Source organism: Enterobacter sp. 301B (assembly GCF_003850715.1).
Classification (GTDB): Bacteria; Pseudomonadota; Gammaproteobacteria; order Enterobacterales; family Enterobacteriaceae; genus Enterobacter; species Enterobacter intestinihominis.
Genome location: NZ_PQTC01000017.1, coordinates 66635 through 92990 on the forward strand (window position 1 = coordinate 66635; position 26356 = coordinate 92990).

At 57.6% G+C, this 26356-nt stretch carries 24 protein-coding genes, 1 pseudogene and 1 riboswitch; of the genes and pseudogenes, 18 read left to right on the forward strand and 7 right to left on the reverse strand.

Features of this window, described 5'->3' with window-relative positions; all coding sequences use genetic code 11:
- The first annotated feature begins 29 nt into the window (after nt 1-29).
- From C3451_RS17860 to C3451_RS17870, 3 genes are read left to right on the forward strand one after another with little or no spacing between them, the layout of a single operon-like run.
- Nucleotides 30-2474, forward strand: a complete 2445-nt coding sequence (locus C3451_RS17860) for a fimbria/pilus outer membrane usher protein (protein WP_045622941.1) — start codon at nt 30-32, stop codon at nt 2472-2474.
- A 9-nt stretch (nt 2475-2483) separates the two neighbouring features.
- The gene (locus tag C3451_RS17865; protein WP_022649433.1) at nt 2484-3245 is read left to right on the forward strand and encodes a molecular chaperone; all 762 of its coding nucleotides are present in this window, start codon (nt 2484-2486) and stop codon (nt 3243-3245) included.
- Nucleotides 3229-4290 (forward strand): type 1 fimbrial protein, encoded by a 1062-nt coding sequence (locus C3451_RS17870; protein WP_032621917.1) that lies wholly within the window; start codon nt 3229-3231, stop codon nt 4288-4290. Before C3451_RS17865 ends, C3451_RS17870 begins: the two co-directional genes overlap by 17 nt.
- A 44-nt stretch (nt 4291-4334) precedes the next feature.
- On the opposite strand, the gene ribB is transcribed toward C3451_RS17870, so the two are convergent.
- Nucleotides 4335-4988, reverse strand: coding sequence for a 3,4-dihydroxy-2-butanone-4-phosphate synthase (gene ribB, locus C3451_RS17875; protein WP_003862538.1), 654 nt, complete (start codon nt 4986-4988; stop codon nt 4335-4337).
- Nucleotides 4989-5093: 105 nt separating this feature from the next.
- A riboswitch (FMN riboswitch) is annotated at nt 5094-5244 on the reverse strand.
- 120 nt (nt 5245-5364) lie between these two features.
- Between ribB and ubiK the strand changes: the two genes are divergently transcribed.
- On the forward strand, nt 5365-5661 hold the full coding sequence (gene ubiK, locus C3451_RS17880) for a ubiquinone biosynthesis accessory factor UbiK (protein ID WP_000566823.1): 297 nt from the start codon (nt 5365-5367) through the stop codon (nt 5659-5661).
- A gap of 114 nt (nt 5662-5775) precedes the next feature.
- Here the strand turns inward: ubiK and hldE are convergent, their stop codons facing one another.
- The 3 genes from hldE to C3451_RS17895 are packed head-to-tail and all read right to left on the reverse strand — an operon-like array spanning nt 5776 to nt 11425.
- Nucleotides 5776-7206: a bifunctional D-glycero-beta-D-manno-heptose-7-phosphate kinase/D-glycero-beta-D-manno-heptose 1-phosphate adenylyltransferase HldE gene (gene hldE, locus C3451_RS17885; RefSeq protein ID WP_045622943.1), complete on the reverse strand. Its 1431-nt coding sequence runs from the start codon at nt 7204-7206 to the stop codon at nt 5776-5778.
- Between the two features lie 40 nt (nt 7207-7246).
- On the reverse strand, nt 7247-10102 hold the full coding sequence (gene glnE, locus C3451_RS17890) for a bifunctional [glutamate--ammonia ligase]-adenylyl-L-tyrosine phosphorylase/[glutamate--ammonia-ligase] adenylyltransferase (protein ID WP_022649435.1): 2856 nt from the start codon (nt 10100-10102) through the stop codon (nt 7247-7249).
- Between the two features lie 21 nt (nt 10103-10123).
- Complete coding sequence (locus tag C3451_RS17895) at nt 10124-11425, reverse strand: inorganic triphosphatase (RefSeq protein WP_045622945.1); 1302 nt, start codon at nt 11423-11425, stop codon at nt 10124-10126.
- Between the two features lie 237 nt (nt 11426-11662).
- Between C3451_RS17895 and C3451_RS17900 the strand changes: the two genes are divergently transcribed.
- Both C3451_RS17900 and C3451_RS17905 read left to right on the forward strand, forming a co-directional pair.
- Nucleotides 11663-12283, forward strand: a complete 621-nt coding sequence (locus tag C3451_RS17900) for a TIGR04211 family SH3 domain-containing protein (protein ID WP_001303390.1) — start codon at nt 11663-11665, stop codon at nt 12281-12283.
- 60 nt (nt 12284-12343) lie between these two features.
- Entirely contained in the window at nt 12344-13585 is a 1242-nt protein-coding gene (locus C3451_RS17905; protein WP_063139272.1) for a multifunctional CCA addition/repair protein, read from the forward strand.
- Between the two features lie 13 nt (nt 13586-13598).
- On the opposite strand, the gene bacA is transcribed toward C3451_RS17905, so the two are convergent.
- The gene (gene bacA, locus C3451_RS17910) at nt 13599-14420 is read right to left on the reverse strand and encodes an undecaprenyl-diphosphate phosphatase (protein WP_003862545.1); all 822 of its coding nucleotides are present in this window, start codon (nt 14418-14420) and stop codon (nt 13599-13601) included.
- Nucleotides 14421-14518: 98 nt separating this feature from the next.
- The gene (gene folB / locus C3451_RS17915) at nt 14519-14896 is read right to left on the reverse strand and encodes a bifunctional dihydroneopterin aldolase/7,8-dihydroneopterin epimerase (RefSeq protein WP_023298628.1); all 378 of its coding nucleotides are present in this window, start codon (nt 14894-14896) and stop codon (nt 14519-14521) included.
- A 107-nt stretch (nt 14897-15003) separates the two neighbouring features.
- On the opposite strand from folB, the gene plsY reads away from it, so the two are divergent.
- From plsY to ureG, 10 genes are all read left to right on the forward strand, one after another.
- Nucleotides 15004-15618, forward strand: coding sequence for a glycerol-3-phosphate 1-O-acyltransferase PlsY (gene plsY, locus C3451_RS17920; protein ID WP_022649440.1), 615 nt, complete (start codon nt 15004-15006; stop codon nt 15616-15618).
- A 92-nt stretch (nt 15619-15710) separates the two neighbouring features.
- The gene (locus C3451_RS17925; RefSeq protein WP_023306976.1) at nt 15711-17177 is read left to right on the forward strand and encodes an MFS transporter; all 1467 of its coding nucleotides are present in this window, start codon (nt 15711-15713) and stop codon (nt 17175-17177) included.
- A 156-nt stretch (nt 17178-17333) separates the two neighbouring features.
- Entirely contained in the window at nt 17334-18161 is an 828-nt protein-coding gene (locus C3451_RS17930) for an urease accessory protein UreD (protein ID WP_045622947.1), read from the forward strand.
- A gap of 10 nt (nt 18162-18171) precedes the next feature.
- A complete protein-coding gene (locus tag C3451_RS17935; RefSeq protein ID WP_003862556.1) occupies nt 18172-18474 on the forward strand; it encodes an urease subunit gamma in 303 nt (100 codons plus the stop codon).
- 10 nt (nt 18475-18484) lie between these two features.
- A complete protein-coding gene (locus C3451_RS17940; protein WP_015571906.1) occupies nt 18485-18799 on the forward strand; it encodes an urease subunit beta in 315 nt (104 codons plus the stop codon).
- Nucleotides 18792-20495 carry an urease subunit alpha gene (gene ureC / locus C3451_RS17945; RefSeq protein WP_124304363.1) on the forward strand — a complete coding sequence of 568 codons (1704 nt, stop codon included), beginning with the start codon at nt 18792-18794 and terminating at the stop codon, nt 20493-20495. Before C3451_RS17940 ends, ureC begins: the two co-directional genes overlap by 8 nt.
- A 9-nt stretch (nt 20496-20504) precedes the next feature.
- A complete protein-coding gene (ureE, locus tag C3451_RS17950) occupies nt 20505-20969 on the forward strand; it encodes an urease accessory protein UreE (RefSeq protein WP_045622949.1) in 465 nt (154 codons plus the stop codon).
- A gap of 9 nt (nt 20970-20978) precedes the next feature.
- Nucleotides 20979-21518, forward strand: coding sequence for a HupE/UreJ family protein (locus C3451_RS17955; RefSeq protein ID WP_045622951.1), 540 nt, complete (start codon nt 20979-20981; stop codon nt 21516-21518).
- Nucleotides 21518-22192 carry an urease accessory protein UreF gene (locus C3451_RS17960; protein WP_032626324.1) on the forward strand — a complete coding sequence of 225 codons (675 nt, stop codon included), beginning with the start codon at nt 21518-21520 and terminating at the stop codon, nt 22190-22192. The genes C3451_RS17955 and C3451_RS17960 overlap by 1 nt, the downstream gene beginning before the upstream one ends.
- A gap of 9 nt (nt 22193-22201) precedes the next feature.
- The gene (gene ureG, locus C3451_RS17965; RefSeq protein WP_023298635.1) at nt 22202-22819 is read left to right on the forward strand and encodes an urease accessory protein UreG; all 618 of its coding nucleotides are present in this window, start codon (nt 22202-22204) and stop codon (nt 22817-22819) included.
- Nucleotides 22820-22906: 87 nt separating this feature from the next.
- Here ureG and tsaD read toward each other — a convergent pair whose 3' ends face one another.
- Nucleotides 22907-23920: a tRNA (adenosine(37)-N6)-threonylcarbamoyltransferase complex transferase subunit TsaD gene (tsaD, locus tag C3451_RS17970; RefSeq protein WP_022649449.1), complete on the reverse strand. Its 1014-nt coding sequence runs from the start codon at nt 23918-23920 to the stop codon at nt 22907-22909.
- Between the two features lie 236 nt (nt 23921-24156).
- Here tsaD and rpsU point away from each other — a divergent pair, with 236 nt between their 5' ends.
- A complete protein-coding gene (rpsU, locus tag C3451_RS17975) occupies nt 24157-24372 on the forward strand; it encodes a 30S ribosomal protein S21 (RefSeq protein ID WP_001144069.1) in 216 nt (71 codons plus the stop codon).
- 115 nt (nt 24373-24487) lie between these two features.
- A pseudogene (dnaG, locus tag C3451_RS17980) lies at nt 24488-26291 on the forward strand (DNA primase).
- Nucleotides 26292-26356 lie beyond the last annotated feature (65 nt).

The window sequence follows — 26356 nt, forward strand, 5'->3', positions numbered from 1 at the left end:
CATCCTTTATATATTCGAGTAACAGGATGATGACATACAAATTACAATGGATAATCATCATTGCATCCCTGTTAATGACGAGACTTACCTCTGCCACTGAATTTAATATAAATGCCATTGATAAAGATCAGCGCGGCAGCGTCGATTTATCACGTTTTAAAGATCAAATATCGGTTACGCCGGGAAGCTATTTCGTTACCGTTTCAGTTAATGATATTCCGCTGGCAAATGGCTGGCTCCTTCGCTGGAGAGAAATAAATAATGCAGTTCAAGTGTGTATTCCTCACGAACTGGCCGATACATTTGCGTTACAGGATGAGGTTCGTCACGCTTTGCCAGAAAAAGAGGGATGCGTTGATTTCGCCGCCAGACCAGACATCAGATTTACGTTTGAGCAAGATAGCCAATCCCTGAATGTGACGATCCCCCAGGCATGGCTGCAATACCGTGCGGTGGACTGGATGCCGCCATCCACCTGGGACAACGGCGTGCCGGGCGTACTGCTGGATTACAATCTTTTTGCCAGCCATTATCAGCCCAATAGCGGCAGCAGCAATAACAACGCCAATACCTATGGCACCGTCGGTGCGAACATGGGCGCGTGGCGCCTGCGAAGCGATTACCAGTACACGCGAAGCGATACTGAAGCAGGCTCAGAGCAGGATGGCCGTTTTTCACGCGTATATATGTTCCGCCCTCTGCCCTCAATCGGAGCGAAACTGACGCTGGGTGAAACGGATTTCCAGTCCGCAATTTTTGACGCCTTTACCTATACCGGCGCATCGCTAATCAGCGAAGAACGTATGCTGCCATGGTCGCTGCGCGGCTATGCCCCGCAGATTACCGGGATAGCGCAAACCAACGCCACGGTGACTGTAAGCCTTGCCGATCGCGTGATTTACCAAAGTAAAGTGCCACCAGGCCCGTTTGTTATTCAGGATCTTAACCAGTCGGTTCAGGGCACGCTGGACGTCAAAGTCACGGAAGAGGACGGCCGCGTCAGCACCTTCCAGGTCTCTGCCGAGTCCGTGCCGTTTTTAACGCGCAAGGGTCAGGTTCGCTACAAGTTCGCGGCGGGTAAAGCGCGCCAGGGTGCCTCCCATGACGTTGAAGATAACGCCTTCATGAGCGGCGAATTTTCCTGGGGCATGCTGTCACATACCTCCCTGTATGGCGGCACGCTGACTGATGGCGACGGTTATCGTTCCGTCGCTGCCGGGATCGGCCAGAATATGGCCTGGCTGGGGGCGCTCTCTTTTGACGTCACGCAGGCCACCAGCCAGCTGCCACACCAGCGCAGTCAGACGGGTTACAGCTATCGCATTAACTACAGCAAGCGTTTCGATACCACCGGCAGTCAGCTTACGCTTGCCAGCTACCGCTACTCAGACCCCCAGTTTTTGAGCTACGCCCGCTACCTTGATTATGACGACGGTGACCGCCAGTCGGAGAAACAAACCCTGAGCGTGACGGCAAGCCAGTACATTTCAGCGTTATCCCTGAACCTGTACGTCAACATGCTGCGTCAGACATGGTGGAATGATTCACCTTCCACGACCGGCAGCATCACGGCGGGCTACAACTTTGATATGGGCCGCTGGAAGAACCTCGGCGTAACCCTGTCCTGGAGTAAAACGCATTACGATGAGGAAGACGAAAGTGACGATACTCAGTTCTATCTCTCGCTCAGCGTACCGCTCGATCCCGATCATCGTCTTAACTATGACCTGCGTAACAGCGACACGCTGAGTCATAACGTGTCGTGGTATGACACGTCGGATCGCAATAATACCTGGGGCGTTTCCGCAGGCGCGGAGAGCGGAAAGCCAGATTCCGGCGCGCAGGTCAGCGGGAATTATCAGCATTATTCTACGTACGGCGATCTCAATCTCTCAGGCAGCTATAAAGCTGACGAATATAACTCCCTCAGCGCGAGCTGGAGTGGTTCCTTCACCTCAACGGCGAAAGGCGCCGCGCTGCACCGGCGCAGCTACGGTAATGAACCTCGTGTGATGGTCAGCACCGACGGGGTAGGCAATATCCCGCTGAACATGTCGCGAGATGAGACCAACCGTTTTGGCATCGGCGTTTTACCGTCATTCTCCAGCTATTCCCCCTCCAGCGTGCAGGTCAATCTGAACAACCTCCCTGATGGCGTGGACGTAGACAACCGCGTCGTGACCTCAACCTGGACTGAGGGAGCCATTGGTTATCGTCAGATTGCCACGCGCGCAGGTAAGGACGTGACAGGCGTTCTGCGAATGTCATCAGGAGCGCCACCTCTCGGGGCGATTGTTCGCCTGGAAGCAAGCAATTTGCAGGTTGGGATGGTGGCCGATGAAGGCCGCGTCTGGCTGGCCGCCGTTGAGCCAGAACAGCAGTTTCGCGTGACATGGGGCGACAACCAACAGTGTCGCTTCTCGTTACCTTCTCACTTAGAAAACAGTATGCAGTTGATACTGCCGTGTCAGTAAGAAATCATCATGAAATTAACGCCGTTTAAAAGCCTGTGCCTGATGCTAACCAGCACAGCATTTGCTACCCACGCAGCCATTAATCTGGACCGCACGCGCATTGTTTTTCCAGAAAGCGACAAGGCCAGCAGCCTGAAAGTGGACAATCAGAGCAAGGTGCTGCCTTATCTGGCGCTCTCCTGGATTGAAGATGAAAAGGGACAAAAAGAAGATACGCACTTTATGGCGCTTCCCCCCATTCAACGTATCGAAGCGGGCACCTCGTCGCAGATAAGGATTGTTAAACAAGCCGCTACTCGCCAGCTGCCAGGAGACAGGGAATCGCTGTTTTATTTCAACCTGCGTGAAGTACCGCCAAAAAACACCAGCGCCAGCGAGGAGCGCAGCGTGATGCAGGTAGCAATGCAGAGCCGAATTAAGCTGTTCTGGCGTCCAGAAGCGATTAGCAAAAAATCCGGCGAACTGACTGAAATGCGAATGGAAATTTCCGCCAACGCGGATGGGCTCACGGTCCACAACCCTACGCCGTACTACATCACGCTGGCGTGGCTGAGCAAAAATGCTAAAACCATGCTGCCGGGTTTTGACAGTCTGATGATTGCGCCTTTCGCCACGGCAACCGCGTCTACCGGCGATTACCACGGTAGTTATTACAGCATCGGCTATATCGACGATTACGGTGCCCTGAAAAAAGTCGACGTGCAGTGCACCGGAACGGCGCAATGTAAACTTACCGAACGGAAAATCGATAAAGATGCGAAAGCTCGCTAGTGTCCTGCTTACATTGCTGCTTTCAGCGCTACCTTTGGAAGATGCGATGGCGCTTAACTGTTATCTGGGTGGCTCTGGCGGTTCCGTCGAGGAGACAAAAACGATCTCCCCCTTTGCCATACCCAGCAACGCCCAAATTGGCCAAAAAATATGGGAGTCTGATGACATTAGGATTCCGGTGACGTGTGACAACAACGTCTCGAGCAATTTTAAGCCGGAAGATGTCTTTGCCTGGGTAAATCCTTATCCTGTCGCAACCGATCCCTATTATGAGCTGGGCGTCACCTATGAAGGTATAGATTACGATGCTACAGGTCAGCCCAACGGCGTGGATACCCGCCAGTGTCTGGACAACAATAACATCACTATTTACACCCCTGCTCAAATCCGCCAGATGGGGTGGGAGAATCGCATTTGCTCTGGTAATCCGGATGATATCCATATTTCGCGCACGTTCGTCGCCCGATTACGACTTTTCGTGAGAATAAAGGCTGTGCCGCCGCATGGCTATGTCAGTTCGCTCAGCGATTACATCGTTGTGCAATTTGACGGTAAGGGTGGCGTTAATCAGATGGCCGACGCGAAGAACCTGAAGTATCACATCAACGGGCTGCAAAACATTACGGTACTGGATTGCGGGGCGACGTTTAGCATTTACCCTGAGAATCAGGAGATCGACTTCGGCACCTTCAGTGCGCGCGACATTGTGAATCAGCAGAAGCGTATTCGCACGTTTTCAATTCGAACCACCAAAGTGCAGGATGCCCAGTGCTCGGACGGATTTAAGATGGACTCGTCATTTTACACAACCGAAACGCTCAGCGCAGACGACACCGCGGTACTGATAGGGAATGGGTTAAAGCTGCGTATTCTTAACGGAACGGAGCCTTACACATTCAACCAGTACAAGGAATACGCCGATTTTACGGGCGATATGATGAATCTTGAGCAAAACTACACGGCTGAACTTTCGCGGGATGAAGGAAAAGCGATTCAGTCCGGGCCGTTTGAAACCGTGGTACTGTTCAAAATTAACTACCACTAGAAACAAAAAAGCCGGGTTTCCCCGGCTTTTTCACATCAGCATGTTCAGCTGGCTTTACGCTCATGCGCCCGGCGGTATTCAACCAGATCTTCAATCGTCACCACTGGCATATTGTGCAGACGCGCAAAGGTGATGCACTCCGGCGCGCGCGCCATGGTGCCATCATCGTTGGTCAGTTCGCACAGCACGCCTGCGGGTTTGAAGCCAGCCAGCGTCACCAGATCGATGGTCGCTTCGGTATGACCACCACGGGTCAGCACGCCGCCCGGCTGCGCGCGCAGCGGGAAGACATGACCAGGGCGGTGCAGATCGGAGGGTTTTGCACCATCAGCAATCGCTGCACGCACGGTAGTCAGGCGGTCAGCCGCCGACACCCCGGTGGTGACGCCATGTGCCGCTTCAATGGTCACGGTGAAGCCGGTACCAAAGGCGCTTGTGTTGTTTTCAACCATCATCGGCAGATCAAGCTGCTGGCGACGGTCTTCGGTGATGCACAGGCATACGATGCCGCTACCGTGACGGATGGTCAGCGCCATCTGCTCAACGGTCATGTTCTCGGCGGCAAAAATCATGTCGCCTTCGTTTTCACGGTTTTCATCGTCAAGCACCATCACACCGCGGCCTTCGCGCAGTGCATCCAGTGCATGTTCAACACGTTGAGTTGAAGTGCCAAAAGAGGAAAGTAGCGTCTGATTCATGGTAAAAAAACCTCATTAACTTTATGGTTACCAGAATCAGGGCAGTCTTAGGAGCGCCGTACAAGCGGCAAAAAAATAACGTGAGCGGGCCTTGCCCGACTGGATCGTTACTCTCTCCCATCCGGACTCTAACCGTCGGCCCCGGAATTACACCGGATCTGCTGACCTTTGAGAATTCACCCAAAGCGCTCGCGGGCTTTCAGCGTTAAGCTGATTTACCGCCGGTGGGGAATTTCGCCCCGCCCTGAGAATAAGCGAGATAACTATAACGCTATTGATTACCCTGGGCAATGCATAAGCTTCAAACAATTTTGTTTAACCCGCGGCATGACGCGCTACAATAGGCACTAACACCTTTTCATCAAGGGAAACGACAATGATTGACCCAAAGAAAATTGAGCAGATCGCGCGTCAGGTTCATGAGTCCATGCCGAAAGGTATTCGTGAGTTTGGTGATGACGTTGAGAAGAAAATTCGCCAGACGTTGCAGGCACAGTTGGTTCGCCTTGATTTAGTCAGCCGCGAAGAGTTTGACGTGCAGACGCAGGTGCTGCTGCGCACCCGCGAGAAGCTGGCGCTGCTGGAACAGCGTCTGAGCGAGCTGGAGAGCCGCAATGCGCCGGAAGAGGTGAAGCCAGCGCCAGCTATTCCACCGGTGGATGACCAGGCATAGTGCGGTCTGTTGTGCCCGGTGGCGGCTACGCCTTACCGGGCCTACATGAACGCGTAGGTCGGGTAAGGCGCAGCCGCCACCCGACATAAAAAAACGGGCCAACTGGCCCGTTTTTTACTGACTGTCTTTCTGGATCTTCTTAATGATGTTGGTGGTTGAACACCCGTCCTCAAAGTTGAGCACCATCACTTCACCGCCATTCGCCCAGACCTCTTCGCTACCTGCGATTTGCTCTGGCTTGTAATCACCGCCCTTCACCAGCAGGTCAGGCAGAATTCCGGCAATCAGGCGCTGCGGGGTGTCTTCTTCAAATGAGACCACCCAGTCCACCGCTTCCAGCGCGCCGAGCACTATCATGCGCTGCTCCAGCGGGTTCACCGGACGCGTTTCACCCTTCAGTCGTTTGGTTGAGGCATCGCTGTTGACCGCCACAATCAGGCGGTCGCCCAGCTTGCGCGCATTCGCCAGATACGAGACATGACCCGCATGCAGGATGTCGAACACGCCGTTCGTCATCACCACTTTTTCACCGCGTTTGCGCGCGGCGGCAACGGCCACTTTCAGCTCGTCTTCGGTCATGACGCCAAAGCCGGTATCCGCACGCCCACGCACCGCATTTTCCAGCTCGATTGGCGAAACGGTGGAGGTTCCGAGTTTACCGACGACCACGCCCGCCGCGGCATTCGCGAAGTAGCACGCTTCTTCCAGGGAGTTCCCCGCCGCCAGCGTCGCTGCCAGCACGCCGATCACCGTATCACCGGCACCGGTCACGTCGTACACTTCCTGCGCCTGGGTTGGCATATGCAGCGGCACCTTGCCCGGTTGCAGCAGCGTCATGCCCTGTTCTGAACGGGTCACCAGCAGCGCAGACAGCTCGAAATCAGCGATGATTTTCATGCCGCGCTCAACCAGCTCTTCTTCAGTTTTGCACTTGCCCGCCACCGCTTCGAACTCAGAGAGGTTGGGCGTCAGCAGGGTTGCGCCGCGATAGCGCTCGAAATCGGTGCCTTTCGGGTCGATCAGCACCGGAACGCTGGCTTTGCGCGCCAGCTGGATCATGGTCTGCACGCTCGCCAGCGCACCTTTGGCATAATCAGACAGCACCAGCGCGCCGATATTGCCCAGCGCCTGGCTAATGCGCTCATGCAGCGGCTCAGGATCAACGCCTTCGAACCCTTCTTCAAAGTCGAGGCGGATCAGCTGCTGGTTACGCGACAGCACGCGCAGCTTGGTGATGGTTGGGTGGGTCGGAACAGAAACGAAGTCGCACTTCACGTTCACGTCCGCCAGCGACTGGCTCAGCGCACGCGCCGCATCGTCAATGCCGGTCAGGCCCACCAGACGCGAATGCGCGCCCAGCGAGGCTATGTTCATCGCCACGTTTGCCGCGCCGCCTGGACGTTCTTCAATGGTGTCGACCTTAACTACCGGCACCGGCGCTTCCGGAGAGATACGGCTGGTCGGCCCATACCAGTAGCGATCCAGCATCACATCCCCGACAACCATAACTCCAGCACGTTCAAACTCTGGCAGTGTTACTTTCATTCCTGACTCCAGAAAGATTCACAATTTGCGCGCGATAATATCACACTTGTTTTGTTACGCACGGTTCCACCAGCCACTTCTGCCAGCTTGCGGTCACCTGCGCGCGTTCATCGGTGAAACCGTCCAGCGCCACATGGCCCGGCTGTTCCTGTAAGGCCAGATGGTGCAGCTCGTCACGCAGCGTGGTGTAGGCGCGGGTTAATGCCTGCGCCTCCTGCTCATCCATAATGTCGTTCTGCGCCAGCAGTTCCAGTATGCGCACGTTATCCGACCAGCGGGTCAGCTTCGGCTTATCGTGCGCGTGCAACAGCACCAGATACTGAGTGATAAACTCAATATCGGTAATCCCGCCCTCATCAGCTTTGATATCAAAGCGATCGCGATGTTTGTTGCCAAGGTGCGCGCGCATTTTCTCACGCATTTCCCGCACTTCGGTTTGCAGCGTACAGCCTTCGCGCGGGGTCGTCATGACCGCCTTGCGGATCGCATCGAACTGCGTTTTGAGCTGCGGATCGCCGTACACCACGCGGGCGCGCACCAGCGCCTGATGCTCCCACGTCCAGGCTTCGTTCTTCTGATAGTCGGCAAAAGCCTCCGTGGAGGTAACCAGCATGCCTGCCGCGCCGGACGGGCGCAGACGCGCATCCACTTCATACAGAATGCCGGATGAGGTGCGAGTGCTGAACAGGTGCATGATGCGCTGGGCCAGGCGCAGGTAGAACTGCCGCCCGTCGATTTCACGCTCACCGTCGGTCATCACGTCAACCGGACAGTCGTGGAGGAAAATCAGATCCAGATCGGAGCTGTAGCCCAGCTCCCAGCCGCCCAGCTTGCCGTAACCCACCACCGCAAAACCGCGGCCTTCACGGTCAGCAAGGTGCTTCGGCTGCCCGTAGCGGGCCACCATCTGCACCCACGCCTGGTGGACTACCGCGTCGATGATCGCTTCCGCCAGCCAGGTTAAGTGATCGCTCACTTTCATTACCGGCAGAGTACCGGCGATATCTGCCGCCGCCACGCGCAACATCTGTGCCTGCTTAAACTGACGCAGCGCCTCAAGCTGTTGCTCTTCGTCCTCTTCCGGCACGCGCAGCAGATACTGACGCAGCTCGTCGCGGTAAGCATCCGTCGCCGTCGGCTGATAGAGCGTATTCGGGTCGAGCAGTTCGTCGAGCAGCAGCGGATAACGCGCCAGCTTGTTCGCCACCATCGGGGAGGCGGCGCAAAGGGAAATCAGATGCTTCAGCGCGCCGGGAAACTCACTTAACAGTTCAAGGTAGGTGGTACGCGTGACGATCCCGCTCAGGAGCGGCATCATGCGCGACAGCGGCACCGGCGCATCCTCGCGGGAGCAGACATCGCTCAGCAGATGCGGCATCAGATGATCCAGCACCTGACGACCGCGCGGGCCAATGGCGCGTTTGTTCAGTTCGAGACGGAAATCAGCAATCAACGCCACCACGCGATGGCGGGCATCGTCGCTTAAGTGCGCCAGCACCGGCGTGGTGTCATCTTCCTGAAGCGCGTCCTGCCACAGTTCGCGCCAGTGCTCGGAGAGCGCATCGTCCTGCGATTCACTTTCGTCGTCGCCGATCAGATCGTTAAAGATGCGGCGCACGCCCGCCATATGCGCTTCCAGCCGTTCCGTCAGCGCCGCCCAGTCATCCACCCGCATCCCCCAGGCCAGACGCGCCCGGTTCAGCTCATCGCCCGGTAACGTCTGGGTCTGTTCGTCGTTGATACTTTGCAGCAAATTTTCCAGACGACGCAGGAAGAGATAAGCGTCACGCAGCGTTTGCGCGTCGCCTTCCGGCAGCAGATGCAGCTGATCGATAGCGCTGAGCGTTGGCAGCAGCGAACGGGATTGCAGAGAAGGTTCGCGCCCGCCGCGTATCAGCTGGAAGACCTGGACGATAAATTCGATCTCACGAATACCGCCCGCGCCGAGCTTGATGTTGTCCTTCAGGCCACGGCGACGCACCTCGCGGGCAATCATCCCTTTCATATTTCGCAGGGACTGGATCACGCTGAAGTCAATGTAGCGGCGGAACACGAACGGGCGCAGCATGGCGCGCAGCTCGTTGGCGTAGGCATCGTCGCTGTCGCCCATGATCCGCGCTTTGACCATCGCGTAACGCTCCCAGTCGCGCCCCTGCTCCTGGTAATAATCTTCCAGCGCGGCAAAGCTCAGCACCAGTGGCCCGCTGTCGCCAAACGGACGCAGACGCATGTCCACGCGGTAGACAAAACCATCCTGGGTGGGCTGATCCAGCGCCTTAATCAGCCGCTGGCCGAGGCGGGTAAAGAACTGGGCGTTGTCCAGCTCGCGACGACCGCCGCGCGTGGTGCCGTTCTCCGGCCAGGCAAAAATCAGGTCGATGTCTGAGGAAAAATTGAGCTCGCAGCCGCCCAGCTTGCCCATCCCCAGTATCAACAGCGGTTGCGGAACCCCGTCTTCGCTGCACGGCGTGCCCCACTCTTTACAGCAGGCGGCGTAGAGCCAGTCCCGCGCGGCGACGATCAGCGTCTGCGCCAGCTCGCTCAACTGCTGCAAGGTGCTCTCTTCACTCACCAGCTCCAGCGCCTGCGCCCAGGCAATGCGTACCATCACCCGGCGGCGGAACTGACGCAGAACGCGCATCAGCGTGGGTTCATCTGCCACCTCTGCCAGCGCGGTTTGCAGCCAGCCAGCATAATGCCGCCACTCGTCAGCCTGCGGCGGCGCGCTTTCCAGCGCTGCCAGCCAGTCCGGGTTAGCGCTGACGCTCTCCTGCACAAAATCACTGAACGTGAGCACGCTTTTCGCCTGCTCGCTTAACGATGACGCGGGTAACGACTCAGGCAGGCGTTCACAAACGGTCTGCCAGTGCTGCTGTAACTGCGAAGAAAGCGGCATATCAGGGGTTCCTTGCCAGAATTAACGTTTTCCGCTGTGCAGCCAGTACGGATCCTGCGAAATGGCCTCGTTGCGGAAATGCTCGATCTCAATCTGCTGACGGGTCTCGATGGCATGCTTAAGCCCCTGCCAGTTCTCCAGCCAGGCCTGCGCCTTCACGCCCTCATACGCACCTGACAGCAGCAACATGCTGTCGATGTTACGCGCCAGGCGGGGAAGCTGATCGCCATACTGATCGCCCAGCGGATGCGCGAAGGTGGTTCGCAGCTCGGCCGCGTGACGGGAGAGGTGGATATCCGCAAAACGTTTGAAGTTTTCCGCGATTTTAGTCTGCCCTTTCGCATCGAGGAAAATGCGCCAGCCGCGCGTCACCAGAAATTCGGTCAACGCCAGTTTCGCGCTGGCGTTTTGCGGGCTGTAGATCGCCGTTTGTGCCGACACGTCAGAAAGCATCAGCGTTTCGGTTTGAGTGAGCAGATCACGTAAGTGAGCACTGGCTTTACGCGGTACAATACCGCCGAACAGTGCCAGGGTGTGACGCACCAGCCCCATAGCAGCGAGCACCTGTTTTTTGGCATTTTTCACGTTACGCGCCCACAGCTCCTCGTGGTACTGCCACTGAGAGAGCGCCAGCTCCAGCGCCGCTTCCATGCCCTGCTCAACGGAGGCTTTCGGCACAACGCGCAGAATCGGGGTTTCTCGCAGCACGCGCGGCGCATTCCCGGCGGCCAGGTGATAGCCGCGTGCCGCTTTACTCAGGCTGCCCTGACGCAGGCCAGGCTGGTTCACCAGCTTGTGCGCCAGCTTCAGCACGTCGCTCGCCTCACCTTCCAGCAGTTCGAGTTCCAATTCGCAGATCGGCTCCTGCTCTTCACCAGCCTTAATTTCACCTCGATCAAACGCAATCTCAATGCGGCTCTTGCCTTCCGTCACCAGCCATTTCTCGCGCCAGAAATCGGTGCTGAAAAGCGGTTGCGCCTCTGCCGACAGCGTTGCGGGCAGCGTCCCTTCCGGCCACACTTCCGCCGGAAAACGATCCAGCTCAAGTTCTGGCTTACTGATGTCGATATTGTATTCCGGACGCTGGTGCAAACCGCCCACCACGCGACCGGCGATTTTCATCGTCATCTCGTAGCGCCCGTTCGCACCACGGATGCGCAGGCCCATATCGTGGTTGCGCAGCCAGTTGTCCGGCGTTTCGTAATAGATGTTGAGCAGCTGTACGGGTTCATGGTGCTCGCCGGACAGCGTGTTCAGATGCTGGCGGAGCGCGTCAGCGCTGTCTTTTTCGACGATAAACTTTAATTCGATCTCTTGTGCCATAGCCTTGTACTTTTGCGTGCGTCACAGACGCGTCGATGAAGGCGAACTTCCTCGCCATTTGTTTGTCAGTACATAGTATTTTGCGCCAAATTGCCACGCAATGAGCAATTTGACGGGCGTAAAAGTTTAAAGCGGTGGAAATCATGACACAGATGATTCCGATTGATGATGAATCCTTTGCGTAGCGACACTGATACCACTACTATCGTTCCACTTTTTATGAAAATAACGACTGATATGCTTAAATTACGCCTGATTGGACTTACTTTACTCGCTTTTAGCGCCGCAACCGCGGTCCACGCTGAAGAGAAACGTTACGTTTCTGATGAACTGAATACCTGGGTACGCAGCGGCCCTGGAGACAATTATCGCCTCGTGGGTACGGTAAATGCCGGCGAGGAAGTGACTCTGCTGCAAACCAATGCAGACACCAATTACGGTCAGGTTCGTGACAGCTCTGGCCGCACCTCATGGATCCCGCTGAAAGAGCTGAGCACGGTGCCGAGCCTGCGCACCCGCGTGCCGGATCTGGAAAATCAGGTGAAAACCCTGACCGATAAGCTGAACAACATTGACGGTACCTGGAACCAGCGCACCGCAGAGATGCAGCAGAAAGTGGCGCAAAGCGACAGCGTGATCGCCGGTCTGAAAGACGAAAATCAGAAGCTGAAAAATGAGCTGATCGTCGCACAGAAGAAAGTAAACGCCGCTAATCTACAGCTGGATGACAAACAACGCACCATCATCATGCAGTGGTTTATGTATGGCGGCGGCGTACTGGGCGTCGGTCTGGTGCTGGGTCTGGTGCTTCCTCACCTTATCCCAAGCCGTAAACGTAAAGACCGCTGGATGAACTAACTCGTCTTCTCTGCCACACTTACGTATCATCTTGCGAAAAGAGAAAACGGGAGTGTTGGCGTGAAGAGTTATCTGGTCGGTGGTGCGGTACGTGATGCGTTATTAGGTCTGCCGGTCAAAGATAAAGATTGGGTCGTGGTCGGTGCCACGCCCGAATCGATGATTGACGCGGGCTACCAGCAGGTAGGCCGCGATTTTCCTGTGTTCCTCCATCCGAAAAGCCGCGAAGAGTACGCCCTGGCGCGTACCGAACGGAAATCGGGTTCCGGTTATACCGGCTTCACCTGCTATGCCGCGCCGGATGTCACGCTGGAGCAGGACTTACTGCGCCGCGATCTCACCATTAACGCCCTGGCGCAGGACGAAAACGGACATATCATCGACGCCTACGGCGGCCAGAACGATCTGCGCGATCGTCTTTTACGCCATATTTCCCCCGCCTTTTCTGAAGATCCGCTTCGCGTACTGCGCGTGGCGCGTTTTGCCGCCCGTTATGCCCATCTGAGCTTCCGTATCGCCGACGAGACGATGGCGCTGATGACGGCCATGACCGACGCGGGCGAGCTGGAACACCTGACGCCAGAACGCGTCTGGAAAGAGACCGAAAACGCCCTGACCACCCGCAACCCACAGGTCTTTTTCCAGGTTCTGCGCGACTGCGGGGCGCTGAAAGTGCTGTTCCCGGAAATAGACGCGCTGTTTGGCGTGCCCGCCCCGGCGAAATGGCACCCGGAAATTGATACCGGCATTCACACCCTGATGACGCTTAGCATGGCCGCTATGCTCAGCCCTGAAGTGGACGTGCGCTTTTCCACCCTCTGCCATGACCTCGGCAAAGGTTTAACGCCAAAGGAGTTGTGGCCACGCCACCACGGGCACGGTCCGGCTGGCGTAAAGCTGGTTGAAGGGCTTTGCCAGCGCCTGCGCGTGCCGAATGACATTCGCGATCTGGCAAAACTGGTCGCCGAGTTCCACGACCTGATCCACACCTTTCCGATCCTGAAACCCGCCACCATCGTCAGGCTGTTCGATAACATCGACGCCTGGCGCAAGCCGCAGCGCGTGGAGCAAATTGCGCTGACCAGCGAAGCGGACGTGCGCGGTCGTACCGGGTTTGAAGCGTCCGATTATCCGCAGGGTCGTTTGCTGCGCGAGGCGTGGGAAATCGCAAAAGCGGTGCCAACGAAAGAGGTGGTGGAGGCAGGGTTTAAAGGCCCGGAGATCCGCGAAGAGCTGACGAAACGGCGGATTGATGCGGTTGCGGCGTGGAAGGAAAAACGTTGCCCTCAGCCGAAAGACTGAGGGCGGTCGGTCATCAGAAGAAGACCACGTACACGGCAGCCGCGACGATAAAGCGGTAGATCGCGAACGGAATAAACGAGATACGCTTAATCAGTTGCAGGAAGGTTTTGATGGCAATCAGCGCCACGATAAAGGCGGTGATAAAGCCCACGGCGAACATCGGAATGTCGCCTACGGTCAGGAAGCCAATGCTTTTGTAGAGATCCAGTGCGGTGGCGCCCATCATCATCGGTACCGCCAGCAGGAACGAGAACTCAGACGCCGCGTAACGGCTCACGCCCATCAGCATCCCGCCGGAAATGGTTGCCCCTGAACGGGAGAAGCCCGGCCACAGCGCCAGACACTGGAAGCAGCCAATCATAAACGCCTGGCGATACGTCATATCGTCCAGACCTTCTGCACGCGGGGTTTTTGGCTTCAGCACTTCGGCGGCAATCAGCAGGAAGCCGCCGACAACCAGCGCGTACATCACGTTAATCGGGTTGAAGAGCGATTTAATGGTGTCGTGGAACACCAGCCCCAGCACCACCGCCGGGATCATCCCGAGCAGAATATGAATCAGCGTCAGGCGCCCTTTGCCCTCTCCTTCACGCTGCGGCAAACGCCCGAAGTGGATGCCGATCAGACCAAACAGACGACGCCAGAACATGACGACCACCGCCAGAATAGAGCCCAACTGAATCACCACCTCAAACGTCTTTGCGGTATCGCCTTCAAAGCCCAGGAGATGGCCAACGATAATCATATGGCCCGTACTGGACACCGGCAAAAACTCCGTCAATCCTTCGACCACACCCAGAATTGCCGCCACCAGCAGCGAGTGCATATCGCTCATCTATAAACCCCTAAAAAGATATAAAAAAACGGTGTCCCACGCGGACAACCGTGAAAGATACAGCTTTAAGACCGATATAACCTAAAATGGTTTAGCTATTATGACGTTAAATCTTTTCCTTTCAGATTTGTGCCACGCTCGATAATCACGCCCACATTGGCGGCGCGCGCCACCGCGCCCGGCTTGCTTAGTTTGATGCGCACCCACGGGGAGTTAAATTTGCTCAGTAGCAGGTCCGCTACCTCTTCCGCCACGCGTTCCACCAGCGCAAATCGTTGCCCTTCCACGTGGCCAACTACCGCTTCACTGATGTCGGCGTAGCTCAGACAGTCATTCACATCATCGCTTTTTGCTGACTTGCGGTTATCCCAGCCCATTTCGATATCGAACACCAGTTTCTGCTCGATGGTCTGTTCCCAGTCGTAAACACCAATTGTGGTGATTACCGAAAGTTGCTCTATAAATACAATATCCATCACGACCTGCCTGCTTTTTGGCTAAACCGGATACCACTTCCGGCGAATTATGCGTATTATCCACAGATGCTGAGAATACAGATACATTTTCAAAACGGAACAGCGTTATGAGTGCAATCGCGCCTGGAATGATTATCCTCGCCTACCTTTGCGGCTCAATCTCCAGCGCCATTCTGGTCTGCCGCATCGCCGGGTTGCCTGACCCGCGTGAAAGTGGTTCCGGGAATCCGGGGGCGACCAATGTACTACGAATTGGCGGCAAGGGAGCAGCCGTAGCGGTTTTGATTTTTGATGTTCTGAAAGGAATGCTCCCCGTCTGGGGTGCGTATGCGCTGGGCGTCACACCCTTCTGGCTGGGGCTGATTGCTATCGCCGCCTGCGTCGGCCATATCTGGCCCGTTTTCTTTGGTTTTAAAGGCGGTAAAGGCGTTGCAACCGCGTTTGGCGCGATTGCGCCGATCGGCTGGGATCTCACTGGCGTGATGGCGGGCACCTGGCTGCTGACCATCCTGCTGAGCGGCTATTCATCGCTGGGCGCCATCGTCAGCGCGCTGATCGCTCCGTTTTATGTCTGGTGGTTCAAACCGCAGTTTACCTTCCCGGTATCGATGCTCTCGTGCCTGATCCTGCTGCGTCATCATGACAACATTCAGCGCCTGTGGCGTCGCCAGGAAACCAAGATCTGGACGAAGCTCAAGCGTAAAAAGAAAGACGCTCAGTAAACCGTTCGTTATGCCTTATAACCAAATGTGATTTTTGTCACCTTCTGCCTGTGGTAACTGTTAGAGACACGACACAACCACACAAAAAGAAAATGGCAGAAATCACAGACACAACTCCCCTCCCAACGGCAGGAAACACCCCGGATGGCGACATCAAGTGGGTACGCAGCGCATCGGACGTTTCACGTCTCGTTAATGACGGCTCTCAGGGCCGGGCCAATGCCCGCATCGTGGTCGGTATCGCGCTCGGGGGAATTTTTCTCGATGCCTACGATCTCGGCGCGCTGGCATTCGGCATCAAAGACATCACCCGCGAATTTAACCTGACGCCCGCTGGTACCGGCATGGTGGCTTCAGCCATTACCTTTGGTGCCATTGTCGGGGCGCTGCTCGGCGGCTATCTTACGGATAAAATCGGGCGCTACCGCGTCTTTATGGCCGACATGGTGTTCTTTGTCGTCGCCGCCATCGCCTGTGCGCTGGCTCCGAACGAATATGTGCTGGCGGGCGCGCGCTTTGTGATGGGTCTTGGCGTCGGGATCGACCTTCCCGTGGCGATGGCGTTTCTCAGCGAGTTCGCCAGGCTGAAAGGCCCGGGGAATAAAGCCTCCAGCGTGGCAATGTGGTGCCCCACCTGGTATGCGGCCATCAGCATCTCTTATCTTCTGGTGCTCTTCTTCTACGCCGTGCTGCCGGAAGGCCACAGCGACTGGCTCTGGCGTCTGATCCTTGGCTTCGGCGCGGTGCCCGCGCTGGTGATTATCGCCATCCGCAGCCGTTATATGAGCGAATCCCCGGTCTGGGCGGCGAATCAGGGCAATCTGAAAGAGGCGGCGTCCATCCTGCGGCAGTCGTACAACATTAATGCCCACGTGCCACAGGATGCGCTTGACCAGCCCGCGCCGGTGGTCAATAAGGCAAAATGGTCGAACTACCTGAACCTGTTCCGCGGTATCTATCTGCGGCGTACCACGCTCGCCACGCTGCTGTCGGTCGTCTCCTCGTTCGCCTATAACGCCGTAGCCTTTGGCCTGCCGGTGATCATCTCCAGCTTCTTTGTGCAGTCGATGCTGACCACCATTCTGATCTCGCTGGCGCTTAACCTGCTGTTCGCGTTTGTCGGCGGGCTGCTGGCAGTGCGCTATGTTCCGCGCTTCGGCGCGTGGCGGATGTCACTGGCGGGTTACGCCTGCCAGCTGGTGGCGCTGCTCGGTCTGGCGCTGATTGGCCGCCCTGACGGGGCCACGGAAGGCGTGGTCGCCGTCGCGATGCTGGCGCTGTTCCTGTTTGGCCAGGGTTTTGGTCCGGGTGCGCATACCATGACGTTTGCCTCCTTGAGCTACCCGACCTCGCTGCGCGGCGTGGGCGTGGGGCTTAACCAGACGCTGATGCGCAGCAGTTCAACGCTGTCACTGTTTCTGTTCCCGCTACTGGTCGCGTCGCTGGATACCGCCGTGTTCTGGGTGATTGCGCTGGCGCCGTTTATCGGCCTGGTATCGCTGCTGGCGATCCGTTGGGAGCCGTCGGGGTATGATGTGGATGCAGAGGATTATCGTTAACCTTTCTTGCCGGGTGACGCTGCGCTTACCCGGCCTACATTACTGAAACCGGCTCACATGAACCGGTTTTTTTATCCATAAGCGACTCATATGACAGCCTTCATTTCCGCCAGGGCATACTGAAACGTACCCCGATAGTGTGGAAATGGAAGCACCATGTTAGCAACTCAGGTCACTGATAATTCATACAAAGGCTGGCAGGCCACGCTTGCCCTCCAGTTTTGTTATACCCCTGAGAAAACCCTCCTCCATTTCGCGCGTCACACCGGGCCGCTCACCGTTCAGCGCCCGTTTTATCCCGAAGGGGAAACCTGTCACCTTTACCTGCTGCATCCGCCAGGCGGGATTGTGGGCGGGGATACGCTGGATATTTCCGTGCGGCTCGACGCCAAAAGCCATGCCCTCATCACCATGCCCGGCGCCAGCAAGTTCTATCGCAGCAGCGGCCCGCTGGCCTGTCTGAATCAGCATTTTTACCTCGACGAAGAGGCCACGCTGGAGTGGCTGCCGCAGGACACCATAGTTTTCCCCGGCGCTAACGCCGCGCTGCGTTCCGTCTTCCATCTTAAGGCCACCAGCACGCTGCTGGCGTGGGAGCTGTACTGTCTGGGCCGTCCGGTGATAAACGAATCCTTCAGCCACGGCACGCTGGAGAGCCGCCTTGAGGTGTGGGTGGATGGCGAGCCGCGTTTGATTGAGCGACTGCATCTTAACGATGGCGATCTGTCGCCCGTCGCAGGCCATCCGTGGGTCGGCACGCTGCTGTTCTACCCGGCCCGGGAAGCTCATCTTGATAAAGTGCGCGAGCGGCTCGCCCCACTGGAAAACTTTGGCGGGGCGACGCTCACCGACGACCTGCTGTCGGTGCGTTTTCTCTCCCACGACAACCTCATTTGCCAGCGGGTGATGCGCGATATCTGGCAGTCGCTTCGCCCGCTTTTAACCCCCAAAACCGCCTGTTCGCCGCGTATCTGGCAGACATAAGAGAAACGCTATGGAACTGACTCCCAGAGAAAAAGACAAGCTGTTGCTGTTCACCGCCGCGCTGGTTGCCGAACGCCGCCTCGCGCGCGGGGTAAAGCTCAACTACCCGGAATCGGTCGCGCTGATCAGCGCCTTTATTATGGAAGGCGCGCGCGATGGCGAAACCGTCGCCTCGCTGATGGAAGCCGGCCGCCACGTCCTGACGCGCGATCAGGTGATGGAGGGCGTGCCGGAGATGATCCCGGATATCCAGGTGGAAGCCACCTTCCCGGATGGATCCAAGCTCGTCACCGTCCACAATCCGATCGTGTAAGGAGCGCGTGATGATCCCAGGCGAATACCGGATCCAGTCCGGCAACATTGCGCTCAACGTCGGGCGCGAAACCCGAAGTGTGATCGTGGAAAACCACGGCGACAGGCCGATCCAGGTCGGCTCGCATTACCACTTTTACGAGGTCAACCCGGCGTTGAAATTCGATCGCGAAGCCACCCGAGGCTACCGACTCAACATCCCGGCCGGCACTGCCGTGCGCTTCGAACCCGGCCAGAAGCGGGAAGTGACGCTGGTGCAGGTGACGGGCGCGCAGCGCATTTTCGGTTTTCGCGGCGAGGTCATGGGCGAGGTGAAACATGGCTGAGATTTCACGCCAGGCGTATGCCGATATGTTCGGCCCCACTACCGGGGATAAAGTGCGGCTGGCCGACAGCGAGCTGTGGATCGAAGTGGAGGACGATCTCACGATCTACGGCGAAGAGGTTAAATTCGGCGGCGGAAAAGTGATCCGCGACGGCATGGGACAGGGGCAGATGACCGCCGACGACTGCGTGGATCTGGTGCTCACCAACGCGCTGATTGTCGATCACTGGGGGATTGTGAAAGCGGATATCGGCATAAAAGATGGGCGGATCTTCGCCGTCGGCAAAGCCGGAAACCCGGACATTCAGCCCGGCGTGACGATCCCGATTGGCGCGGCAACGGAAGTGATCGCCGCCGAAGGGAAGATCGTCACCCCTGGCGGGATCGACACCCATATCCACTGGATCTGTCCGCAGCAGGCGGAAGAGGCGCTGGTCTCCGGCGTCACCACCATGATCGGCGGCGGCACCGGCCCTGCGGCAGGTACAAACGCCACCACCTGCACGCCGGGGCCGTGGTATATCGCCCGCATGTTGCAGGCCGCCGATACGCTGCCGGTGAATATTGGCCTGCTGGGCAAAGGGAACGGTTCAAACCCGGACGCGCTGCGCGAGCAGATCGCGGCTGGCGCCATCGGGCTTAAGATCCACGAAGACTGGGGCGCGACGCCTGCGGCAATCAACTGCTCGCTGGAGGTCGCTGAAGAGATGGATATTCAGGTGGCGCTACACAGCGACACGCTGAACGAGTCCGGTTTTGTCGAAGACACGCTGGCTGCCATCGCCGGGCGCACCATCCACACCTTCCACACCGAAGGGGCGGGCGGCGGCCATGCGCCGGATATCATCACCGCCTGCGCGCACCCGAATATTTTGCCCTCCTCCACCAACCCGACGCTGCCCTACACGGTGAATACCATCGACGAGCACCTGGACATGCTGATGGTCTGTCACCATCTCGACCCGGATATCGCCGAGGACGTGGCGTTTGCGGAATCCCGTATTCGTCGGGAAACCATCGCCGCCGAAGACGTGCTGCACGATATCGGCGCGTTCTCGCTCACCTCGTCAGATTCACAGGCCATGGGCCGCGTGGGGGAAGTGATTATCCGCACCTGGCAGGTGGCGCACCGCATGAAGGTGCAGCGCGGCGCACTGCCGGAAGAGACCGGCGAGAACGACAACTTCCGCGTGAAGCGCTATGTCGCCAAATACACCATTAATCCGGCTCTTACCCACGGCATCGCCCATGAGGTCGGTTCTATTGAGGTGGGCAAGCTGGCGGATCTGGTGGTCTGGTCCCCCGCTTTCTTTGGCGTCAAACCGGCCACCATCGTCAAAGGCGGGATGATCGCCTGCGCGCCGATGGGCGACATCAACGCCTCGATCCCCACGCCGCAGCCGGTGCATTACCGCCCGATGTTTGGTGCACTTGGTGCCGCACGCCACGCCACGCGGCTGACGTTTGTCTCGCAGGCCGCTGATGCCAGCGGCATTCCGCAGCGGCTCGGATTGCAAAGCGCCACTGCGGTGGTGAAAGGCTGCCGGACGGTGAAAAAGGCCGACATGATCCACAACGATTTACAGCCGAATATCACCGTTGACTCGCAAACCTATGAGGTTCGCGTCGACGGCGAATTGATCACCAGCGAACCGGCAGAAGTTTTGCCGATGGCGCAACGCTATTTTCTGTTTTGAGGAGTGATGATGATTTATTTAACCCAACGCCTGGACCACGCGCACCCCGTCACCGCCAGCGTTACGCTGCCGATTGACGTGCGGGTAAAAAGCCGCGCCCGCGTGGCGCTGAACGACGGCCGCGAAGCCGGGCTAATGCTGCCGCGCGGCCTGCTGCTGCGCGGGGGCGACCTGCTGACTACCGACGACGGCAGCGAAGTGATCGAAGTGATCGCCGCCCCGGAGTCGGTTTCCGTGGTGCGCTGCGCCGACCCGTTCCTGCTCGCCCGCGCCTGTTATCACCTGGGCAACCGCCACGTGCCGCTGCAAATCATGCCCGGCGAACTGCGCTACCACCACGATCACGTTCTCGACGACATGCTACGTCAGTTCGGGCTGGAGGTGACCTTCGCCAGCCTGCCCTTTGAACCGGAAGCGGGCGCTTACACCAGCGATGCCCACAGCCATGACCACTCCCACGCTCATTCACATTAAGGACTCATCATGCGTAAGTATTTGCCGTTGTTTCTGCTGGCCTTTTCCGTTCCGGCGCTTGCCCATCCCGGTCACGGGACCGACAGCTTTCAGGCAGGTTTTCTCCATCCGCTGACCGGGCTGGATCACCTGCTGATGCTGACGGGGGCTGGCGTGCTGTCCGCCCTGAGCGGCCGCAAGCTGCTGCTGCCGTTAGCAACGCTCGGCATGATGCTTGCTGGCGCCGTTGCGGGCAGCCTGCTCGGCGGCTTTAGCGGCATGGAGATGCTGATTATCGCCTCGCTGGCGGTCTGCGGCGTGATGATGTTTAAGACTGAAAATCGCCTGCTGCTGGCAGTGCCAGCCCTGGCGATGTTCCACGGCTGGGCGCACGGCGTGGAGATGTCCGGCCACTGCTTCTGGCTCTTTACCAGCGGATTTATGTTAGCCAGTGCCACGGTGCTGTGCGCCAGCTTCGCGGCAGGGCTGCTGCTGCGCCGTCACGACGGCCTGCGTAAAACCTTCGGCGGCGGGCTGATCGTCTCTGCCCTGCTGGCGTTGATGAGCTGATGGAGCATGCCCGCCAGCGGCTGCGCCTGATGCAGCTCTCCAGCAGTAGCCTGCCGGTCGGATCGTATACCTGGTCACAGGGGCTGGAGTGGGCTGTCGAGGCCGGGTGGATCACGGACGCTGAGGCCTTCAGGCGCTGGCAGATCCAGCAGATGGAGCAGAGCTTTTTCTGCGTCGACCTGCCGCTGTTTATCCGCCTGTACTGTGCCTGCGAGCAGCAGGACGTCGCGGCAGCAAAACGCTGGACGGCATACCTCCTCGCCTGTCGGGAAACGCGCGAACTGCGCGAGGAAGAACGCAACCGCGGCGCGGCCTTTACGCGCCTGGTTAAAAGCTGGGAACCCGCCTGCCCGGCAGAATGGCTGCCGCTGTTGATGCAGAGCCAGCTCGGCGGTATGGCGTGGCTCGGCGTGCGCTGGGGCATTAGCGCGCGCGAGCTGGCGCTGAGCCTCGGCTACAGCTGGATTGAGAGCGCGGTGATGGCGGGCGTCAAGCTGGTGCCGTTTGGGCAGCAGGCCGCACAACAGCTGATTATCGACCTGAGCGACCATTTTGCCGCCGGGTTTGAACAGGCATTTTTACGTGGCGACGACGCGCTGGGGGCAGCTACACCGCTGTCCGCCATCGCCTCCGCACGCCACGAAACCCAATATTCACGACTATTCCGTTCCTGAGGAGTCAATATGGCTGATTACAAACATCCCCTGCGCGTTGGCGTGGGCGGCCCGGTAGGGTCGGGCAAAACCGCCCTGCTGGAAGCGCTCTGCAAGGCGATGCGCGACACCTATCATCTTGCGGTGGTGACTAACGATATCTACACCAAAGAGGATCAGCGCATCCTGACCGAGGCGGGTGCGCTTGAGCCAGAGCGCATCGTAGGGGTGGAAACGGGCGGCTGTCCGCACACCGCCATCCGCGAAGATGCCTCAATGAACCTGGCAGCGGTGGAAGCCTTGAGCGAGAAGTTCGGCAATCTGGATCTGATCTTCGTCGAAAGCGGCGGGGATAACCTGAGCGCGACCTTCAGCCCGGAGCTGGCGGACCTCACCATCTACGTGATCGACGTGGCCGAGGGGGAAAAAATCCCGCGCAAGGGCGGGCCGGGGATCACCAAATCCGATTTTCTGGTGATCAATAAAACCGACCTCGCGCCGTACGTGGGGGCGTCGCTGGAGGTAATGGAGCGCGACACTAATCGCATGCGCGGCGAGCGTCCGTGGACCTTTACCAACCTGAAGGCGGGTGACGGGCTGGCGACGATTATTGCGTTTCTGGAAGAGAAAGGGATGCTGCGGATGTAGTGCGGTTTATTGCCGGGTGGCGGCTTCGCCTGACCCGGCCTACGATTTTTGCAGACCCGGTAAGCGCAGCGCCACCGGGCAAAAGACTTACGCCTCAGGCAGCTCCGCCAGCGGCCAGCGCGGACGCACGGACACGCTCAGGTCAGCCGTGGCGCCAGCGTTCAGGCGCACCATCCCGGCGTAGGCGATCATCGCCCCGTTATCGGTACAAAATTCCGGACGCGCGTAGAACACTTCCCCACGACGCTTTTGCATCATTTCGGCAAGCTTCGCGCGCAGCGTACGGTTGGCGCTCACGCCACCGGCCATCACCAGGCGCTTAAAGCCCGTCTGATCCAGCGCACGCTTGCACTTGATCATCAGCGTATCCACCACCGCATCTTCGAACGCGCGGGCGATGTCGGCACGCGTCTGCTCGCTGTCGTCGTTATTGCGAATGGTGTTCGCCGCGAAGGTTTTCAGACCGGAGAAACTAAAATCCAGCCCCGGACGATCGGTCATCGGACGCGGGAAGACAAAGCGCCCTTCCGTTCCCTGCGCGGCCATTTTCGACAGCATCGGGCCGCCAGGATAATCCAGGCCCAGCAGCTTGGCAGTTTTGTCGAAGGCTTCACCGGCCGCGTCGTCGATTGATTCGCCCAGCAGCTCATACTTGCCAATGCCCGTTACGCTAATCAGCTGCGTATGACCGCCGGAGACCAGCAGCGCCACAAACGGGAACGCTGGCGGATTGGCTTCCAGCATCGGAGCCAGAAGATGTCCTTCCATATGGTGAACCGGAATGGCCGGAACGTCCCACGCGAAGGCCAGCGAACGCCCTACCGTTGCGCCGACCAGCAGCGCGCCAACCAGGCCCGGTCCTGCAGTATAGGCCACGGCATCAATATCTTTTGCACTTAACCCGGCCTCTTTCAGTGCCGCCTGAATCAGGGGAACCGTTTTACGCACGTGGTCACGAGAGGCCAGTTCAGGCACGACGCCGCCGTAGTCAGCGTGCAATTTCACCTGACTATACAGTTGGTTGGCCAGAAGCCCTTTTTCGTCGTCGTAAATCGCGATGCCGGTTTCATCGCAGGATGTTTCAATACCCAGTACACGCATGACTTGTTTTACCTCGTTTCAATACCGCGCAGTGTAGAGCCTGGGCGGGTTGATGTAAAACTTTGTTCGCCCCAGGAAGAAGCCTCGTGTATACTCTTCCCCCTTATAAAAGTCCCTTTCAAAATCGCATCGGTGCTTTACAAAGCAGCAGCATTTGCAGTAAAATTCCGCACCATTTTGAAATAAGCTGGCGTTGATGCCAGCGGCAAACCGAATTTATTAAAGGTGAGAGTTACATGCCGGTAATTAAAGTACGTGAAAACGAGCCGTTCGACGTAGCACTGCGTCGCTTCAAACGTTCATGCGAGAAAGCAGGTGTTCTGGCTGAAGTTCGTCGTCGTGAGTTTTATGAAAAACCAACGACCGAACGTAAGCGCGCTAAAGCTTCCGCTGTGAAACGTCACGCGAAGAAACTGGCTCGCGAAAACGCACGCCGTACTCGTCTGTACTAATCTGTTGAGGGCCACAGCCCTCAATTGACAGACAGAGTTGTAGTCGTAAGGCCGTGCTTCCGGAAGGAATGCGCGGCTTGTTTTCGTTTATAAGTCGCTTAAATTTTTGGGGCATATGGCCGGAAGAATCCCACGCGTTTTCATCAATGACCTGCTTGCCAGAACCGACATCGTCGATCTCATCGACGCGCGGGTGAAGCTAAAAAAGCAGGGCAAGAACTACCATGCGTGCTGTCCGTTCCATAACGAAAAAACCCCCTCTTTCACCGTAAACGGTGAAAAGCAGTTCTACCATTGCTTCGGCTGTGGCGCACACGGTAATGCCGTCGATTTTTTGATGAACTACGATAAGCTCGAGTTCGTTGAAACCGTCGAAGAGCTGGCGGCGATGCATAACCTTGAAGTGCCGTATGAAGCAGGCAGTGGGCCAAGTCAGATCGAGCGCCATCAGCGGCAAACGCTATATCAGTTGATGGATGGCCTGAATTCGTTTTACCAACAGTCTCTTAAGCACTCTGCGGCTGAGCCTGCGCGTCAGTATCTGAACAAGCGCGGACTGAGCGACGATGTGATTGCGCGTTTCGCTATTGGTTACGCCCCGCCCGGCTGGGACAACGTGTTAAAGCGTTTTGGCGGCAATAGCGAAGATCGTAAATCCCTCATCGACGCAGGCATGCTGGTCACCAACGACCAGGGACGAAGCTACGACCGCTTCCGTGAACGGGTGATGTTCCCGATCCGCGACAAGCGTGGCCGGGTGATAGGTTTTGGTGGTCGCGTGCTGGGTGATGCCCTGCCGAAATACCTTAACTCCCCGGAAACCGATATTTTCCATAAGGGCCGCCAGCTTTACGGTCTTTATGAGGCACAGCAGGATAATGCGGAACCTCCGCGTCTTCTGGTCGTCGAAGGCTATATGGATGTTGTTGCGCTGGCGCAGTACGACATTAACTATGCCGTTGCGTCGCTGGGAACGTCCACCACGGCGGACCATATCCAGTTGCTGTTCCGCGTCACCAACAACGTGATTTGCTGTTACGACGGTGACCGCGCAGGACGCGACGCCGCCTGGCGAGCGCTGGAAACCGCGTTGCCGTATATGACCGACGGGCGTCAGCTACGCTTTATGTTCCTGCCCGACGGTGAAGACCCGGATACGCTGGTGCGTAAAGAGGGCAAAGCGGCATTTGAAGCGCGGATGGAGCAGGCACAGCCGCTCTCCACGTTTCTGTTTAACAGCCTGATGCCGCAGGTGGATTTGAGTACCCCTGACGGGCGCGCGCAGCTCAGCACGCTGGCGTTGCCGTTAATCAGCCAGGTGCCCGGCGAAACGCTGCGCATCTATCTGCGTCAGGAGTTAGGCAACAAGCTCGGCATTCTGGATGACAGCCAGCTTGAACGTTTAATGCCTAAACAGGCTGAAAACGGCACGGTACGCCCCGCGCCTCAGCTAAAACGCACAACCATGCGTATACTGATAGGGTTGCTGGTGCAAAACCCCGAACTTGCTCCGCAAGTGCCGTCACTGGCGGGTTTGAACCACGAAAAATTGCCCGGACTTGGCTTATTTTCAGAATTGGTCAACACTTGTTTGTCTCAGCCAGGTCTGACCACCGGACAACTTTTAGAGCATTATCGCGGCACAAAAGAGGCCGCTACCCTTGAAAAACTGTCGATGTGGGACGATATAGCAGATAAGGATATCGCAGAAAAAACGTTCACCGACTCACTCAACCATATGTTTGATTCGATGCTTGAGTTGCGCCAGGAAGAGTTGATAGCTCGCGAGCGCACCCATGGCTTAAGCAGCGAAGAACGCCGGGAGCTCTGGATGATTAACCAGGAACTGGCGAAGAAATAAAAAATTTAACGGCTTAAGTGCCGAATATCGATCGGGAAGCCCCCGGCAGCCGCACTGAGAGGCAGCGGCAAAAATATAAGTACGCCCTCGCTTTAAAGGTTGGCAGCCCTATCGCCGACACCA

Excerpts from the sequence above, each read along its gene's own strand:
- folB (WP_023298628.1), bottom strand. The coding sequence starts at position 14,896 with ATGGATATTGTATTTATAGAGCAACTTTCGGTAATCACCACAATTGGT.
- bacA (WP_003862545.1), bottom strand. The coding sequence starts at position 14,420 with ATGAGCGATATGCACTCGCTGCTGGTGGCGGCAATTCTGGGTGTGGTC.
- C3451_RS17960 (WP_032626324.1), top strand. The coding sequence starts at position 21,518 with ATGGAGCATGCCCGCCAGCGGCTGCGCCTGATGCAGCTCTCCAGCAGT.
- ribB (WP_003862538.1), bottom strand. The coding sequence starts at position 4,988 with ATGAATCAGACGCTACTTTCCTCTTTTGGCACTTCAACTCAACGTGTT.
- hldE (WP_045622943.1), bottom strand. The coding sequence starts at position 7,206 with ATGAAAGTAACACTGCCAGAGTTTGAACGTGCTGGAGTTATGGTTGTC.
- C3451_RS17865 (WP_022649433.1), top strand. The coding sequence starts at position 2,484 with ATGAAATTAACGCCGTTTAAAAGCCTGTGCCTGATGCTAACCAGCACA.
- C3451_RS17900 (WP_001303390.1), top strand. The coding sequence starts at position 11,663 with ATGCTTAAATTACGCCTGATTGGACTTACTTTACTCGCTTTTAGCGCC.
- ureG (WP_023298635.1), top strand. The coding sequence starts at position 22,202 with ATGGCTGATTACAAACATCCCCTGCGCGTTGGCGTGGGCGGCCCGGTA.
- C3451_RS17930 (WP_045622947.1), top strand. The coding sequence starts at position 17,334 with ATGTTAGCAACTCAGGTCACTGATAATTCATACAAAGGCTGGCAGGCC.
- C3451_RS17860 (WP_045622941.1), top strand. The coding sequence starts at position 30 with ATGACATACAAATTACAATGGATAATCATCATTGCATCCCTGTTAATG.
- C3451_RS17870 (WP_032621917.1), top strand. The coding sequence starts at position 3,229 with ATGCGAAAGCTCGCTAGTGTCCTGCTTACATTGCTGCTTTCAGCGCTA.
- plsY (WP_022649440.1), top strand. The coding sequence starts at position 15,004 with ATGAGTGCAATCGCGCCTGGAATGATTATCCTCGCCTACCTTTGCGGC.
- ureE (WP_045622949.1), top strand. The coding sequence starts at position 20,505 with ATGATTTATTTAACCCAACGCCTGGACCACGCGCACCCCGTCACCGCC.
- C3451_RS17935 (WP_003862556.1), top strand. The coding sequence starts at position 18,172 with ATGGAACTGACTCCCAGAGAAAAAGACAAGCTGTTGCTGTTCACCGCC.
- ureC (WP_124304363.1), top strand. The coding sequence starts at position 18,792 with ATGGCTGAGATTTCACGCCAGGCGTATGCCGATATGTTCGGCCCCACT.
- C3451_RS17940 (WP_015571906.1), top strand. The coding sequence starts at position 18,485 with ATGATCCCAGGCGAATACCGGATCCAGTCCGGCAACATTGCGCTCAAC.
- rpsU (WP_001144069.1), top strand. The coding sequence starts at position 24,157 with ATGCCGGTAATTAAAGTACGTGAAAACGAGCCGTTCGACGTAGCACTG.
- tsaD (WP_022649449.1), bottom strand. The coding sequence starts at position 23,920 with ATGCGTGTACTGGGTATTGAAACATCCTGCGATGAAACCGGCATCGCG.
- C3451_RS17895 (WP_045622945.1), bottom strand. The coding sequence starts at position 11,425 with ATGGCACAAGAGATCGAATTAAAGTTTATCGTCGAAAAAGACAGCGCT.
- C3451_RS17955 (WP_045622951.1), top strand. The coding sequence starts at position 20,979 with ATGCGTAAGTATTTGCCGTTGTTTCTGCTGGCCTTTTCCGTTCCGGCG.
- ubiK (WP_000566823.1), top strand. The coding sequence starts at position 5,365 with ATGATTGACCCAAAGAAAATTGAGCAGATCGCGCGTCAGGTTCATGAG.
- C3451_RS17925 (WP_023306976.1), top strand. The coding sequence starts at position 15,711 with ATGGCAGAAATCACAGACACAACTCCCCTCCCAACGGCAGGAAACACC.
- glnE (WP_022649435.1), bottom strand. The coding sequence starts at position 10,102 with ATGCCGCTTTCTTCGCAGTTACAGCAGCACTGGCAGACCGTTTGTGAA.